Origin of the sequence: Marinobacter lipolyticus SM19 (assembly GCF_000397065.2) — a bacterium.
GTDB classification, from domain to species: Bacteria; Pseudomonadota; Gammaproteobacteria; order Pseudomonadales; family Oleiphilaceae; genus Marinobacter; species Marinobacter lipolyticus.
This window is the reverse complement of the sequence record NZ_KE007306.1, coordinates 569,980-584,862: the sequence shown is the minus strand read 5'-3', so window position 1 is coordinate 584,862 and position 14,883 is coordinate 569,980. Positions and strand designations below refer to the sequence as shown.

Here is a 14,883-nt window from a genome sequence, read left to right as displayed (position 1 = left end):
GTTTCCTCTTTCGATGATGTGATGGTCATGGCTGCCTGGCTGGTGCAGCCAGATAACCCAGCTGTTCACGGTTGTCTGCCTGATGGCGTTTCTGCCAGTTCGACGGTTGGTGTACTTTTTCGACCTGAACAGCGGTCACCTTGTATTCCGGGCAGTTGGTGGCCCAGTCAGAATTGTCCGTGGTGATCACGTTGGCGCCACTGACCGGGTGGTGGAAGGTGGTGTAGACCACACCGGGCTGAACCCTGGTGCTGATGCGCGCGCGCAGTACGGTGTTGCCCGCGCGGCTGGTGATGCCGGTCCAGTCGCCATCGGCGATGCCCCGGTCCTCGGCATCCTGAGGGTGTATGTCCAGTACGTCCTCATGGTGCCAGAAGCTGTTTCTGGTGCGCCGGGTTTGGGCGCCCACATTGTATTGACTGAGAATGCGTCCGGTGGTCAGCAGCAACGGGTAGCGGCTGTTGGATTTCTCGTCCGTGGGGACGTACTCGGTCTGCATGAACCGACCCAGGCCAATCGGGAACTCCGCCACGTGCATGATCGGGGTGCCTTCCGGGAATTCGTCATTACAGGGCCACTGGATGCTGCCGAGACGGTCGATCTTCTCGAAACTGACGCCCCGGAACGTCGGCGTGAGCCGGGCGATTTCGTCCATGATTTCACTGGGGTGGCTGTAATTCATGGGGTAGCCCAGGGCATTGGAAAGATCCTGAGTGACTTCCCAGTCGGCTTTGCCGGCCAGCGGCGGTATCACCCGGCGTACCCGGTTGATTCGTCGCTCGGCGTTGGTGAAGGTGCCGTCTTTCTCCAGGAAGGACGAACCCGGCAGTAACACATGGGCGAACTTGGCGGTCTCATTCAGGAACAGGTCCTGGACGATAAGACATTCCAGTGACTCCAGCGCCTGCTCCACGTGACGGGTGTTGGGGTCGGACTGGGCGATGTCCTCGCCCTGGACATACAGCCCCTTGAAGCTGCCATCGACTGCGGCATCGAGCATGTTGGGAATGCGCAGCCCGGCCTCGCGATCGATGGTCACACCCCAAGCCTGTTCGAAGGGCTCGCGCAGTTCGTCCACCGCGACATGTTGATAGCCCGGCAGTTCGTGGGGGAAGGAACCCATATCACAGGAGCCCTGGACGTTATTCTGGCCTCGCAGGGGATTCACGCCGACACCTTCCCGGCCGAGGTTGCCGGTGGCCATGGCCAGATTGGCAATGCCCATGACCATGGTGGACCCCTGGCTGTGTTCCGAGACCCCCAGGCCGTAGTAGATGGCAGCATTGCTGGCGTTGCCAAAGAGTCGCGCCGCTTCCCGTACCTGCTCGGCGGGAACGCCGGTGACCGCTTCGGTTGCTTCCGGGGCATGTCGCGGATCGGTGATGAAGGCCCGCCATGCAGCGTAGGTATCTGGCTCGCAGCGTCGTTTGATGAAGTCCTGATCTTCCAGTCCCTCGGCGACCACTAAATGGGCAAGTGCGTTGACCAGTGCCACATTGGTGCCGGGCCGTAGAGGCAGGTGAAGCCCTTCGTCGGCATGAACCGTTCGCAGCAGATCGATGGACCGAGGATCGGCAACGATTAAACGGGCGCCCTGGCGCAGGCGGCGACGTAACTGGGAGGCAAACACCGGGTGGGCATCGGTGGGGTTGGCGCCAATCACAAGGATCACGTCGGCGTGCATCACCGAGTCGAAGGTCTGGGTGCCGGCAGACTCGCCCAGGGTCATCTTCAGACCATAACCGGTGGGGGAGTGGCAGACACGGGCGCAGGTGTCGGTGTTGTTATTGCCGAAGGCCGTGCGCACCAGTTTCTGCACCAGGTAGGTTTCCTCGTTGGTGCAGCGGGAGGAGGTGATGCCGCCAATGCTGTCACGGCCGTGGCGGGCCTGGATATCCCGCAGCCGACTGGCAGCGAAGTTGATGGCCTCGTCCCAGTCCACGGCGCGCCAGGGCTCGTGAATGCTGTCACGAATCATCGGAGTGGTGATGCGGTCCGGGTGGGTGGCGTAGCCAAAGGCAAAGCGCCCCTTGACGCAGGAGTGGCCGTGGTTGGCGTGGCCGTCCTTGTGGGGCACCATGCGCACCAGCTCGTTACCTTTCATCTCGGCCCGGAACGAGCAGCCTACACCGCAGTAGGCGCAGGTGGTGACCACGCTACGGTCGGGCTGGCCGATCTCGATGACGCTGTTTTCCATCAGCGTCGCCGTGGGGCAGGCCTGAACGCAGGCGCCGCAGGAAACGCATTCGGAATCGACAAAGGGATCGTCCTGGCTGGCGGCCACGGTGGAATCGAATCCACGTCCCTGGATGGTCAATGCAAAGGTACCCTGGACCTCCTCGCAGGCCCTGACGCAACGGGAACAGACAATGCATTTGCCCGGATCAAAGCTGAAATAGGGATTGGATGTATCCGTTGGTGCGTCCAGGTGGTTATCGCCGTCGTAGCCGTATCGAACCTCCCGCAGGCCCACCGCGCCGGCCATGTCCTGCAATTCACAGTTGCCGTTGGCGGAGCAGGTCAGGCAGTCCAGGGGATGATCCGATATATACAGTTCCATCACGTTACGGCGCAGGTGGGCCAGTTCCGGAGTCTGGGTCTGGACTTCCATGCCATTTTCCACCGGCGTGGTGCAGGCAGCGGGATAGCCTCGCCGGCCCTCGATGGCCACCATGCACAGGCGGCAGGAACCGAAGGCTTCCAGGTTATCGCTGGCGCAGAGTTTGGGAATACGGTGCCCGGCCAGCGCCGCTGCCCGCATCACGGAAGTGCCGGCGGGCACGGTCACCGAGACACCATCGATGGTCAGCTGTACCGCGGTGTCGGAAGTGGCTGGCGGAGTGCCGAGATCAATATCGGCTGCTTGTGCGGGATCGTAGTATTGCAGCATGGTCAGCCTCCCTCATTGCCCGCTGGCCGGGTGAAATCGTCCGGGAAAAATTGCAGCGCGCTACGTACCGGATTGGGGGTCATGCCGCCCATGGCGCATAGCGAGCCCATTTCCATGGTATGACAGAGATCCTGCAGCAGGGCGAGGTTATCAGTGCGGTCCTGATCGGCGATGATACGGTCAATTACTTCCACACCGCGCACTGCGCCGATGCGGCAAGGGGTGCATTTGCCGCAGGATTCCACGCGGCAGAACTCCATGGCGAAGCGGGCCTGCTGTGCCATGTCCACGCTGTCATCAAAGGCAACGATACCGCCGTGGCCGACCATGCCGCCGGCATCGGCCATTGCCTCGTAATCCATTGGCGTATCCCAGTGACTCTCCGGCAGGTAGGCGCCGAGTGGTCCGCCGACCTGCACGGCCCGTAACGGGCGACCCGACTCGGTGCCACCGCCAAAATCGTACAGCAGGCTGCGCAGGGTGACGCCAAACGCCAGTTCCACCAGTCCGCCCCGGGCCAGGTTGCCCGCCAGTTGGAACGGTTGTGTACCCCGGGAACGTCCCATGCCGAAGTCAGCATAGGACTGTCCACCTTCGGCCAGTATGTAGGGCACGGCGGCGAGGGTTAGTACGTTGTTGACCACCGTGGGTTGCCCGAAGGCGCCGTGGTGAGCCGGCAGTGGTGGTTTGGCACGCACCATGCCCCGCTTGCCTTCCAGGCTGTCGAGCATGGCGGTCTCCTCGCCACAGATATAGGCCTCGGCGCCCAGGCGGATGTACAGGTGAAAGATCCGGCCACTGCTCAGCAGGTTGCTGCCAAGATAGCCTTCGGCTTCTGCCCGGGTGATGGCTTCGGTGAGTATCCGGTGGGCATTCGGGTATTCCGAGCGCAGGTAGATAAAACCGGTCTCAGCACCCACGGCCAGTCCGGCAATCACCATGCCTTCAATCAGCACGTAGGGATCGCCTTCCATCAGTAGTCGGTCGGCGAAGGTGCCGGAATCGCCTTCATCTGCATTGCAGACAATGAACTTGCGGCCGCTCCAGGGTTGTCCCGGCCGTTCCGGGTCGGTTTCCAGAACCGTGCGCCACTTTCGCCCGGCAGGGAAGGCCGCGCCTCCCCGGCCACGCAATCCCGAGCGTTCTACTTCATCCACGATCTGTGCGGCCTTAAGTCCCAACGCCTGTTCCAGGCCCCGGAACCCGCCATGGTTGCGATAGTCGGTGATTGATAGCGGGTCGGTGATGCCCACGCGGGAGAAGGTCAGGCGTTGTTGATTCTGGAGATAGGGAATGGCTTCTGTGTAGCCCTGATACAGGTGATGGCTTTCGCTGCCCTCAAGCATTCCCTGGTCCAGCAGGGCGGGGATGTCGTCCTGTGTCACCGGGCCATAGGCCACACGGCCCCGGGATGTGTCCACCTCGATCAGCGGTTCCAGCCAGAACAGGCCCCGGGAGCCGTTGCGCACCAGTCGGGCGGACAGACCGCGTTGTTGGATTTCCCGTGCGAGACAATCCGCTACAGCGTCGGCGCCCAGTGACAGGGCGGTGGTGTCCCGGGGCACATAAACGTTGATCATTGGGGGCCCCGCTTAGTGTCACTGGTTTCGGGAGGCGGGGACTGGAACCGCAGGGGTACTCGGGTCAGGTCGTCTAGCAAGCGGTCCATGGCTGCCGGGTCTACCCGGCCCAGAATCCGGTCGCCAATGCGGACGCTTGGGCCAGTGGCACAATTACCGAGACAATACACCGGCTCCAGTGTGATCTCGCCATCAGCCGTGGTCTGATGAAAATCCACCCCCAGCTTTTGCCGGGTATGCTCGACAAGTTGCCGGCTGCCCCGGGCCTGGCAGGCTTCCGCACAGCAGATTTGCAGCAGGTGACGACCGCAGGGTTGGGAGCGGAAACCGTGGTAGAAACTGATGACTCCATGAACTTCAGCCCGGCTTAACGCCAGGGCTTCGGCAATGGCTGGCACAGTGGTGTGGGGGATGTAGCCGAAGGTCAGTTGCACCGCGTGCAACAGTGGCAGAAGCGCGCCTGGCAGGTGCTGGTGCTGCTCGATCAGTTGGGTCATCCGGTTATCCTGATCGTTGATGTTCGGTTCCTGCATTCGACGCCTCCCGCTGCCTGGACAGCGTACATAGGAACGGTCAGTTCATGGTCCCGGATGACCTCGGCGGTGGATTCTCCGGGCCAAAAATGCCGTAAGTCGGCTCAACCCGGGCTCGGTGAAGCGCCATCATCGACGACGACGGCAGACTCTGCATGGTATCGGTTATGACATTGTCTGTGGTTTCCGGGGTAGTAACGTCCATTCGTTCGTGCTTCGGGGCACGGCCCATGAATTTTCGGTAGCAGCGGCTGAAATGGGTTGCGGAGACAAACCCGCACATGGCGGCAATTTCGACGATGGAACACGAGGTCTGTTTCAGCAGTCGGCGGGCCCGGTTGAGTCGAATCCTCAGGTAGTATCGTGAGGGCGTACAGCCCAGATGTTTCAGGAAGAGTCTTTCGAGTTGGCGACGTGATATGCCTGCCAGGGTTGCCAGTTCCTGTAATTCGATGGGCTCTTCGATATTGGCTTCCATCAGTTGGGCGGCTTCTGCAAGTTTGGGCTGCGCGCAAGCCAGTTTGGGTAGCATCGGCATGGGCTGTTGTTCCCGCTCTTCTCGCACCCGGTCGCAGACGAACATATGGGATACGGCATTGCTGAGTTCCTGGCCATGGCGGCGTGCCAGGAAACTGAGCATCATATGCATGGGCACGGTTCCGCCGGTACAGGTAATGCGTTCACGCTGGACGGTAAAAAGGTGATTGTTGGTTTGCACCCGGGGGAATCTTTCCTGGATGGCTTCGAGGCATTCCCAGTGGGCACTGCAGGAATAGCCATCCAGCAGTCCGGCACTGGCAAGGACGTAAGCGCCGGTGCATACCGCTCCCAGCAACACATGGCGGCGTGACAATTGCTTTAGCCAGCTGACTTCTTTCGGCGAGAAGCTACGGGTGACATCAATGCCGGCAACCACAATAACCAGGTCGAAATCGTGCTCGTCGCGTATTGACGCATCCGGCAACATGGTGATGCCGTCACTGGCGCGGGCGGCTTCGCCTTCCACTGTCAACAGCTTCCATGAGTAGAGTTCGGCGCCAGCCAGCTGATTGGCCATTCTCAGGGGTTCAACGGCCGTGGCCAGGGCGATCAGGGTAAAGTTATCGATCAGCAAAAAGCCCACCCTATAGGGTGTATGAGCCGACTGGACTGTGTGCGAGTCCGTAGCTGTGGTCACTGTATAACCTCCTCGCCTTCCACTGAACACTAGTTGTTACTGTTCGATCGTGCAATCTGTGATCAGTTCCGGTCTTTTTCCATTCTAAAATGGGGCCCCTGCGACGAATGGTCCGCAACCGACATAGTTCGTTCCGGAATGTTCCAAATGCGACGTTATCCGGGGTGAGTGTGTGTCGTAAATCAGCCTTCGTGTGTCGCCTGCAAGCACGCGGCGGAGTCCGGGCAGCGTTACCGTCAAGGGACGTACAGCGTCAGGAGTCAGTCCATTGGCTATCAGTCTGTTCGAGCTGTTCAAGATCGGTATTGGCCCTTCCAGTTCCCACACGGTCGGGCCCATGGAGGCGGCGCGTCGGTTTGCCAGCACTCTGGAAACCGAACAGCTGGCACCGATGGTCTGGCGGCTGAAAGTCTCTCTGTACGGTTCGCTGGGCGCTACTGGCAAGGGGCATGGCACGGGTCCCGCTGTACTAATGGGACTTGAAGGCGAGCGGCCGGACGGAATTGATCCGGACACCATGCAGGACCGCCTTGAACGTATCCGCCATAGCGGGACTTTGTCCCTCGGTCAGCGGTGGCCCGTAAGATTCCGGGAAAAGACGGATCTTGTCTATTTCCGCCGTAAATCCCTTCCCGAACATCCCAATGGCATGATCTGTATAGCCTTTGACGAAAACGGCCGGAGCCTGCTCGAGAAAACCTATTACTCGGTGGGGGGTGGCTTTGTAGTGGATGGTAACGCCAGCGGTAAGCTGACGATCCGGGAGGATACCACCCGGCTGCCTTATCCTTTCGGTAGTGGCCGTGAGTTGCTGGCGTTGTGCCATGAACACGACATGACCATCGCCGAAATCATGTTTGCCAACGAACAGGTGTGGCGCTCACCAGAGCAGATCCGCGACGGTATTCTTGAGCTCTGGCAGGTGATGCGCGCCTGCGTACAGAATGGTATTGCCCATGAGGGCGAGCTGCCGGGAGGCCTGAAGGTCCGGCGGCGGGCGGCGGCGCTGTATCGGTCGCTGATGGACAAGCAGCGGGTGGACCTGATCTCCCCCTGCCTCAGCGCGCTGGACTGGGTGAACCTCTACGCCCTGGCAGTGAACGAGGAGAACGCTGCCGGCGGTCGGATTGTGACGGCGCCCACCAACGGTGCCGCAGGTATCATCCCGGCGGTGCTTCACTACTTTGTGGAGTTCTGTCCACAGGCGAATGACGACGGCGTCGTCCGGTTCATGCTGACTGCGGCGGCCATTGGTGTCCTGTTCAAGGAAAATGCTTCGATTTCCGGCGCCGAAGTGGGATGTCAGGGAGAGGTCGGTTCTGCCTGTGCCATGGCGGCTGCCGGGCTTGCTGCGGCCACTGGTGGTTCACCTGAACAGGTGGAGAATGCCGCGGAGATTGGTATGGAGCATCACCTGGGCATGACCTGTGACCCGATAGGCGGCCTGGTGCAGATCCCCTGTATCGAGCGCAACGCCATGGCGTCGGTTAAAGCCATCGATGCCGCAATAATGGCCTTGCGCGGCGATGGCAAGCACTACGTATCGCTGGACAAAGTGCTCCACACCATGAGGGAGACCGGTCGCGATATGCTGGACAAGTACAAGGAAACCGCGAGGGGCGGGCTGGCGGTCAACATCATTGAATGCTGACCGCCGGGTTCTGGTTCGGATTTTTCGTCAGGATTTCACCCGTTCATTTTCGGGATCAAACAGCGCTCGATAACCCACCGCCTCAATCCGAATGGGGTAGTGTTCCTGGAAGTACTCCAATATCAGTTCCCGGCCCTCCTGGGCATAGTCGGCCGGGATGTAACCCAGCAGGATGATCTTGCCGACTGACGGCCCCCAAACCGCGCTGGTGTTGTAGGAGCGGCGTCCTTCACTGTCCACCAGCACCTCGCCGGTTTGCGGGTCCAGAATTGGCCACTGGCCCACCGGATAGCGCAGTACACCGTTGGCATCACGGTGTTCCAGCATTGTCATGGTGCACAGGTAGGCGCTCTGCTGTGGCAGGGCCCGCTGCTCAAGGTAGGCAGCCTTGCCGTGGAAGTCTGCTTCCTTGACTTTGGGGCGTGCCAGCCCGGCCTCATACAGGTTGTATTCCACCTCCAGATCCACGTTCTGCAGACGCAAGCTCTTCTCCAGTCGGCGGGTATTGGCGTAGGTTTCAATGCCAACCGGCGTGACGCCTGCGTCGTAGAGCAGGTCCCAGATCCTCAGGCCATAGCTGAACGGGAAGTAGAGTTCCCAGCCCTGTTCTCCCACATAGGAAATCCGGAAGGCCCAGACCGGTACGCCCTGGATATTCAGTTCCCGGGTGGTGGCAAAGGGGAAGTTTTCGTGGGACAGCTCGTCGGGGTTGCTGACCAGTTTTGCCAGGGTCTCCCGCGCTTTTGGGCCCCAAAGCCCCAGGGTGGCAAGTTCATCGGTGCGGTCCTGTACACGCACGTTGTCCAGGTCTTTTGCCCGGGCCATACGGGTGATCCAGCAATAATCCCGGTGGCCGGTGTCACCGCCACAGATCACCCGGTAGTCGTTATCGCTCCGGCGGATGATGGTGAGATCGGAGCGGATGCCGCCCCGGTCATCGAGGAAGTGAGTGTATACGCCTTTACCGTGAGGTGTGGTGCCTCCCACTTTGGCAACGGAAAGATACTCCAGCAAGGCCTCGGCATCGTCGCCGGAGATGTCGAAAATGGCGAAGTGGGACAGATTGATCATACCCACGGATTCACTCATCTCCAGTTGCTCGGCGTTGGAGACTTCCCAGAAATGCCGAGCGTCCCATTCATGTTCCCGTACCGGTATACGGTCCCGATACTTCTCCAGCAGCGTTGCTTCGTTGGCGGCGTAGCCATGCGCCCGTTCCCAGCCGGCTGCTTCCATGAAATAGCCGCCCAGTTCCACTTCCCGCAGGTAGAAGGGGCTGGTTCGCATCTGTCGCCCGGTCAGATAGGGTTCCCGGGGGTGGACCGCCGGGTTGTAGATTTTCTTCGCGATTTCGTAGCAGCGGTTGTACACATAGTCCGGTGTTTTCTGTAGCGGATAGTGCCGTGCGATATCGACGCTGTGGGGATCCATGTCCGGTCGGCCATCAGTCATCCAGTCCGCCAGGATCTTGCCAGCTCCGGGGCCGTCCTTGACCCAGACGGCCTCGCAGAACCACAGGTTACGCACTTCCGGCGATTCACCCATCAGCGAGCCACCGTCCGGTGTGACGGACAGCAGGCCGTTAAAGGAATGTTTCTCCTCCCAGCCCAGTTCGCCCAGGATCGGGGTCATCTCGATGGCTTTTTCGTAGGGTTCCAGGACTTGCTCCAGCGACAGGTCCCGCATGGACGGAGACATCCGTGCCTCTCCGGGTTCGGCGATAGCACCGGGATACACCAGGCGCGGATTTTCCGCTTCGTAGTAACCCCACTCGATGTGACCACCTTCGGTCGTGGTCGGGTCTCCGGTGTCCCGCACATAGGCGGAATTGCCCTGGTCGCGGAACAGCGGATAGACAATCTGCTTGCCAGTACCGTTCAGCGCCTCATAGGGCCCGAAGAACAGCAGCGGGTGCTCCAGTGGCATCAATGGTAGGGGGGAGGAAGCCGTGTCGGCCATTAACGGGCCCCAGATACCCATGGAGAGCACCACGTATTCGGTTTCGATGTAGCCCTTATGGGTTTCCACGCCGCGCACCTGGCCGTCCTGGACATCAATGCGGATCGCAGGGGTGTAAGGGAACACCTGTAATTTGCCGGTGGCAACAGCTTCTTCTACGAGGTCGCCGGCCACTTTCTGGGAGCGGGGCACCACCAACCCGGCATCCGGGTCCCACATGGCGCCCTGGATGCAATTCTCATTCAGCAGCGGGAACAGTTCCTTGGCCTCTTTCGGCGAAATCATGCTGGCGTTGGTGCCGAAAGCCTTGCCGGAGCCGACCTTGCGGCGAAGCTCGTCCATGCGTTCGTCGTCATCGATGCGTGCCACTTCCATACCGCCGCATTTCTCGTAGTTACCGCGTTTTTCATAAAACGCCTGGCTGTATTTGGTGGTGTAGACGTTGAGCTTGTCGTGGGACGTGGTGAAGCAGAAATCCGAGGCGTGGGAGGTGGAGCCGATATCCGTGGGAATCGCGGATTTCTCCAGCCCGACGATATTATCCCATCCCCGTTCGATCAGGTGGTGGGCTACCGAGGCGCCAACAATTCCCCCTTGCCCAATGATCACCACTTTTGCGCTTTTCGGTAGTTGTGCCATATCGATTGCCCCTTCCGCACACGGCTTTGCTTCAATGTGGCCCCGATTCCGGGAGGTTGCTACATTGAATACGACATACATAAGTCCAAAAACGGCACTGGGATCATGGACAGACTGGACGTTCGGCAGACGGTGTACCAGGTCATCATGGTGACGGTGGTGGCTGTTGTCGTGGGTGCCGTGGCGTCTCTGGCGGCGATTGCCTTTGTTGAGGCAGTCCTGCTGATGAACGATTATCTGCTGGTATCGCCTTATGCCCGGATCCAGGCAGAGGACCGGCACCTTCTGGTGGTGGCCGCAACCATCGCGGTGCCCGCGTCCGGTGGCTTGATCGTCGGGCTGATTGTCCGATGGTTTGTGCGGGAGCGGCGCGCCCTGGCTCCTCCGGATGTCATCCTTGCGGCCCAGACCCAGCGATCGGGGCCCGGTTTTCGTAGTGGTCTGGCGTCCACGCTGGCAGCATTGGTCTCTCTGGGCAGCGGGGCTTCGGTGGGGCAGTACGGCCCCCTGGTCTACCTTGGGGCCATGTTCGGCAACCTGGCCGGTCACCTCAAACTCAAGCTTCGTCACCAGCGCTCCATCGCCATTGCCTGTGGCGTAGCCGCCGCGATTGCCACAGCATTCAACGCGCCCATTGCCGGGCTGGTCTTCGCTCACGAAGTGATCCTGCGCCACTATTCGCTGCGCGCGTTTGCGCCGGTCACCGTGGCGTCCGCCACCGGTTATATCATCGCCAACGTGATCTTCGACCGTCCGGCGCTGTTCCTGGTGAGTTTCGGTCATGTGGAGCACAGTTACGAGTTTGTGTTCTTTGCCCTGGAGGGGGTGCTGAGTGCCGGCCTGGCTTGCGGTTTCATGTGGCTGCTGCGAGCCAGTACTACCGCTGCTGGTCGGTTTCCGGTGCCGCAGTGGTTGAAGCCGGCCTCGGCGGGGCTGGTGTTGGGGCTGGTTGCATTGTGGATTCCGGAAGTGCTGGGGATCGGCCAGGAAACCCTGCGTTTCGCCACCATTGAGGGCGCCTTCGGCATTGGCGAGTTGGCGCTGATTATTATTGCCAAACTGGTGTTGACGGCACTGTGTATCGGCTTCGGTTTTGTGGGCGGCGTATTCAGCCCGGCCCTGCTGGTGGGAATTCTGTTCGGTGCCTTCTACGGCCTGGTTCTGCCTTACCTGCTGCCGCTGCCATACTCCGGGCTGGAGGTGTATGCGATCTGCGGCATGATGGCACTGGCCAGCTCCGTTATCGGTGCCCCCCTGACCACGATCCTGATCGTATTCGAGCTGACCCGCAGTTACGACCTGACCATTGCCGCCATGGTGGCCGTAGTGTTCTCGAACCTTATTTCCTACCGGGTGATAGGGCGCTCGCTGTTCGATCTTCAACTCCGTGCCCGCGGATTTGATCTGTCCCTGGGGCGGGACAAGGCGATCCTGGAGACCCATCCGGTCCGTGATTATTGCAGCCAGGCCTACACCACAGCCTACTTGGATGAAGATCTGGGAACCGTACGCCAGCGCCTGGTGGACGATGACAGGGCCGAGGCCATGGTGCTCACTCGTGAGGGAAAATTCCGGGGTGTCGTGCGGCTGCAGAAGCTGGTCGATGGCCGCGCCGATGCACCGCTGGATGCCATGATAGTGGCCGGAGCAACACAGTTTGGTGATGACACCACCGTTTGGCAATCCATGGAGATGCTGCGAGGATTCCTGGGCGAAGCCGTGCCGCTTATTGGTGGTGATGGTCGCCTGATTGGCGTGGTGCCCGAGGAAGCAGTGATCCGGGCCTATCTGGAAATCGTCCATGACCTGCGCGAGGAAGAAAATGAAGCGGCTTAGCGTTTGGATGATTCTGGTGGGCGCTGTGCTGGTTCTTCCTGGTGCGTTGTTTGCGGATGAGCGGGTGCTGACGGTGGCGACCTGGGGCGGCGCCTATGAGGCGAGCCAGAGAGCGGCCTATTTTGAGCCGTTCACCGAACAGACGGGTATTGAAGTGCGCACGGTGGTCTACAACGGTGGCCTGCAGGTACTTCGTGAGCATCTGGCCACTGGAGAGGTGGAGTGGGACGTGATCGACATGATTCAGTCGGATGCCAGTGCCGCCTGTGACGAAGGACTGCTGGAGACCATCTCCCCGGCCATTCTGGCTACGGCCCCTGACGGTACACCACCGGAAGAAGATTTTATGGCCGGCGCTATTGATCCATGTTTTATCACCCAGATCGTATTTTCCACTGTGATTGCCTATGACGATCGAGCCTTTCCCGGCGTCAAGCCCCGCACGGTGGCGGATTTTTTTGATCTGGAAACCTTTCCAGGCAAGCGCGCATTACGACGGGCGCCGGTGGGCATGCTCGAGTGGGCTTTGCTGTCGTTGTCGGTGCCGAGAGAGCAACTCTATGACTTACTCAGCACTCGACGCGGGCTGGAGCTGGCGTTTCGGCGCCTGGATGAAATCCGCGACGAGATTGTCTGGTGGACCGGCGGTGACGAATCGGTGGCGTTGCTGACCAGTGGCCAGGTGGCCATGGCAACGGGGTACAACGGTCGGTTTTTCGATGCACAGGTCAGGGAAGGCGTGCCGATTTCAGTGATCTGGGACGGGCAACTGATTGGCTTCAATAGCTGGGCCATTCCCCGAGGGACGGACCAGAAGGCCATGGCGGAGCAATTCATCGGATTTGCCACCCGCACTGAGAATATGGCTTCTCAGGCGAACCGGATCAGCTATGGCCCCACTCGTCGCTCGGCACGCCAGCGTATCGGGCTACACGTCGAAACCCGCGTGCCGATGCTCCCTCATATGCCAACAGCGCCTGACCATATGGACAATGCCGTTATCCGTGACCACCGTTGGTACTCCCAAACGGTCCGGCTGCGGGATCAATGGTTTCGGGAGTGGCTGGAACGAAATGGCGATGCAGGTCCGGATGGTTCACGCTGATCCATAATGTTGAGTTTGTCTGCGGGAAACTCGTTCAGACGGGAACCGGAGACCTGACTTTGGCGTGTATTGACGTTGCCCGCACGACGGGGTTGGGGTAAAACCCCACCCGCTTTCAATAATCTGGAGGAGCATCCATTGAAGAAGGTATTTCTGTTTCCACTTTTCCTGACAACCGCTTTGGCTGGTTGCCAGACATCCGGCTACATGACGTCCGCCGCCACTGACGGTGACGGTGTGACCTGCAGCGAAATCTACCAGGCCTTTGATACCTACCAACAGGACAAGCAGTCCGCCCAGTCATTGCAGCAGTTGGCTGCCCTGGTGACCCCGACCGCCGGTTCCATGGTCCAGACGGGCGCGAGCTCCGCTGAGAGTTACTACGAGCAAATCAAGGCCAGCGCCAACATCGCGCTTGCGGTCCGCGGCTGCCAGCCTGTCGGGTAATGATTAACGCACCCGGTCGGTCCGCAGGTACTGCCCCGACCGCAGGCCCACCGAGAGATTCTGGTGTGACGCTTCCGTTTCTTTGGGGAGCAAGTCGGCGACGGTCTTCATTTCCGTGAGTAACTCCTGCTCGGTCGCGGTCATTTTTTTTCGCGCAAAGTCACTGATCTTCAGCCCCCGTACAATTTGAAAGCGACCGTAGTCGCAACGCACCGGGAAGGAATAGACGATGCCTTTTGCGATGCCGTAACTGCCATCGCTGACGATGGCCATACTGACCCAGTCATTCTCGTCCGTACCATTGATCCAGTCGTGCATGTGGTTGATCACGGCCTGGGCTGCGGAAGCCGCGCTGGAGCGCCCGCGGGCTTCAATAACAGCCGCTCCACGTTTCTGGATCTTCTGGATAAAGTGATCGCGGTACCAGTTCTCATCCACCTGGGACATCGCCGGCTCACCGTAGATGGTGGCGTGGCCCAGGTCGGGGAACTGGGTGTTGGAGTGGTTGCCCCAAATCGTGACGCGCCGAATGTCCTTGGGGTTGGCTCCGGTGTGGTTGGCCAGAATGCCCCGCGCACGGTTGTGATCCAGTCGGGTGAGGGCGGTAAACTGCGCCGGCGAAAGGTCCGGGGCGTTACGGCTGGCGCACAGCGCGTTGGTATTGGCGGGATTGCCCACTACCAGTACTTTTACGTCCCGGTTGGCGAACTGATTGATGGCGCGGCCCTGGTCGGCAAAGGCCGGGGCGTTCACGGCAATCAGTTCGCTGCGCTCCATACCTGGTCCACGGGGTTTGGCGCCCAGTAGCAATACAAAGTGGGCACCGACTACACCTTCTTCAAATTTGTCATGCAGGCTGATGCTGTGCAGTAACGGGAAGGCACAGTCTTCCAGTTCCATGGCTATGCCGCGCAACGCCCCCATGGCCTCGGGCACTTCGATGAGCTGCAGGATAACGGGCTGATCCTGGTCGATCATTTCGCCGGTGGCGATCTTGAACAGCAGGGAGTAACAGACGCTACCGGCAGCACCGGTGATTGCAATTCTGACGGGACGTTTCATGGAG

The 14,883-nt window shown here is 60.2% G+C and carries 10 protein-coding genes; 4 read left to right on the top strand and 6 right to left on the bottom strand.

Annotated elements, in window-relative coordinates; translation table 11 throughout:
- Positions 1-25 precede the first annotated feature (25 nt).
- Genes fdhF through gbdR form a run of 4 tightly spaced genes read right to left on the bottom strand, consistent with a single transcriptional unit; the run spans position 26 to position 6,180 of the window.
- Positions 26-2,890 (bottom strand): formate dehydrogenase subunit alpha, encoded by a 2,865-nt coding sequence (fdhF, locus tag MARLIPOL_RS02645; RefSeq protein WP_012136525.1) that lies wholly within the window; start codon positions 2,888-2,890, stop codon positions 26-28.
- Between the two features lie 2 nt (positions 2,891-2,892).
- Positions 2,893-4,470 carry a formate dehydrogenase beta subunit gene (locus tag MARLIPOL_RS02640; protein WP_012136524.1) on the bottom strand — a complete coding sequence of 526 codons (1,578 nt, stop codon included), beginning with the start codon at positions 4,468-4,470 and terminating at the stop codon, positions 2,893-2,895.
- On the bottom strand, positions 4,467-5,003 hold the full coding sequence (locus tag MARLIPOL_RS02635; RefSeq protein WP_012136523.1) for a formate dehydrogenase subunit gamma: 537 nt from the start codon (positions 5,001-5,003) through the stop codon (positions 4,467-4,469). The genes MARLIPOL_RS02640 and MARLIPOL_RS02635 overlap by 4 nt, the downstream gene beginning before the upstream one ends.
- Positions 5,004-5,043: 40 nt before the next feature.
- A complete protein-coding gene (gene gbdR / locus MARLIPOL_RS02630) occupies positions 5,044-6,180 on the bottom strand; it encodes a choline metabolism transcriptional regulator GbdR (RefSeq protein WP_036190301.1) in 1,137 nt (378 codons plus the stop codon).
- Positions 6,181-6,448: 268 nt separating this feature from the next.
- Between gbdR and MARLIPOL_RS02625 the strand changes: the two genes are divergently transcribed.
- On the top strand, positions 6,449-7,831 hold the full coding sequence (locus MARLIPOL_RS02625) for an L-serine ammonia-lyase (protein ID WP_012136521.1): 1,383 nt from the start codon (positions 6,449-6,451) through the stop codon (positions 7,829-7,831).
- A 27-nt stretch (positions 7,832-7,858) separates the two neighbouring features.
- Here the strand turns inward: MARLIPOL_RS02625 and MARLIPOL_RS02620 are convergent, their stop codons facing one another.
- A complete protein-coding gene (locus tag MARLIPOL_RS02620) occupies positions 7,859-10,429 on the bottom strand; it encodes a GcvT family protein (protein ID WP_012136520.1) in 2,571 nt (856 codons plus the stop codon).
- Between the two features lie 105 nt (positions 10,430-10,534).
- Here MARLIPOL_RS02620 and MARLIPOL_RS02615 point away from each other — a divergent pair, with 105 nt between their 5' ends.
- The 3 genes from MARLIPOL_RS02615 (at position 10,535) to MARLIPOL_RS02605 (ending at position 13,817) form a co-directional block, all read left to right on the top strand.
- On the top strand, positions 10,535-12,265 hold the full coding sequence (locus MARLIPOL_RS02615) for a chloride channel protein (protein WP_012136519.1): 1,731 nt from the start codon (positions 10,535-10,537) through the stop codon (positions 12,263-12,265).
- Positions 12,252-13,370 carry an ABC transporter substrate-binding protein gene (locus tag MARLIPOL_RS02610; protein WP_012136518.1) on the top strand — a complete coding sequence of 373 codons (1,119 nt, stop codon included), beginning with the start codon at positions 12,252-12,254 and terminating at the stop codon, positions 13,368-13,370. The genes MARLIPOL_RS02615 and MARLIPOL_RS02610 overlap by 14 nt, the downstream gene beginning before the upstream one ends.
- A gap of 138 nt (positions 13,371-13,508) precedes the next feature.
- Complete coding sequence (locus MARLIPOL_RS02605; RefSeq protein WP_012136517.1) at positions 13,509-13,817, top strand: lipoprotein; 309 nt, start codon at positions 13,509-13,511, stop codon at positions 13,815-13,817.
- A 3-nt stretch (positions 13,818-13,820) separates the two neighbouring features.
- On the opposite strand, the gene MARLIPOL_RS02600 is transcribed toward MARLIPOL_RS02605, so the two are convergent.
- On the bottom strand, positions 13,821-14,879 hold the full coding sequence (locus tag MARLIPOL_RS02600) for a malate dehydrogenase (RefSeq protein WP_012136516.1): 1,059 nt from the start codon (positions 14,877-14,879) through the stop codon (positions 13,821-13,823).
- Positions 14,880-14,883 lie beyond the last annotated feature (4 nt).

Coding starts and splice junctions, on each gene's coding strand:
- MARLIPOL_RS02620 (WP_012136520.1), bottom strand. CDS start 10,429: ATGGCACAACTACCGAAAAGCGCAAAAGTGGTGATCATTGGGCAAGGG.
- MARLIPOL_RS02600 (WP_012136516.1), bottom strand. CDS start 14,879: ATGAAACGTCCCGTCAGAATTGCAATCACCGGTGCTGCCGGTAGCGTC.
- MARLIPOL_RS02610 (WP_012136518.1), top strand. CDS start 12,252: ATGAAGCGGCTTAGCGTTTGGATGATTCTGGTGGGCGCTGTGCTGGTT.
- MARLIPOL_RS02635 (WP_012136523.1), bottom strand. CDS start 5,003: ATGCAGGAACCGAACATCAACGATCAGGATAACCGGATGACCCAACTG.
- MARLIPOL_RS02615 (WP_012136519.1), top strand. CDS start 10,535: ATGGACAGACTGGACGTTCGGCAGACGGTGTACCAGGTCATCATGGTG.
- fdhF (WP_012136525.1), bottom strand. CDS start 2,890: ATGCTGCAATACTACGATCCCGCACAAGCAGCCGATATTGATCTCGGC.
- MARLIPOL_RS02640 (WP_012136524.1), bottom strand. CDS start 4,470: ATGATCAACGTTTATGTGCCCCGGGACACCACCGCCCTGTCACTGGGC.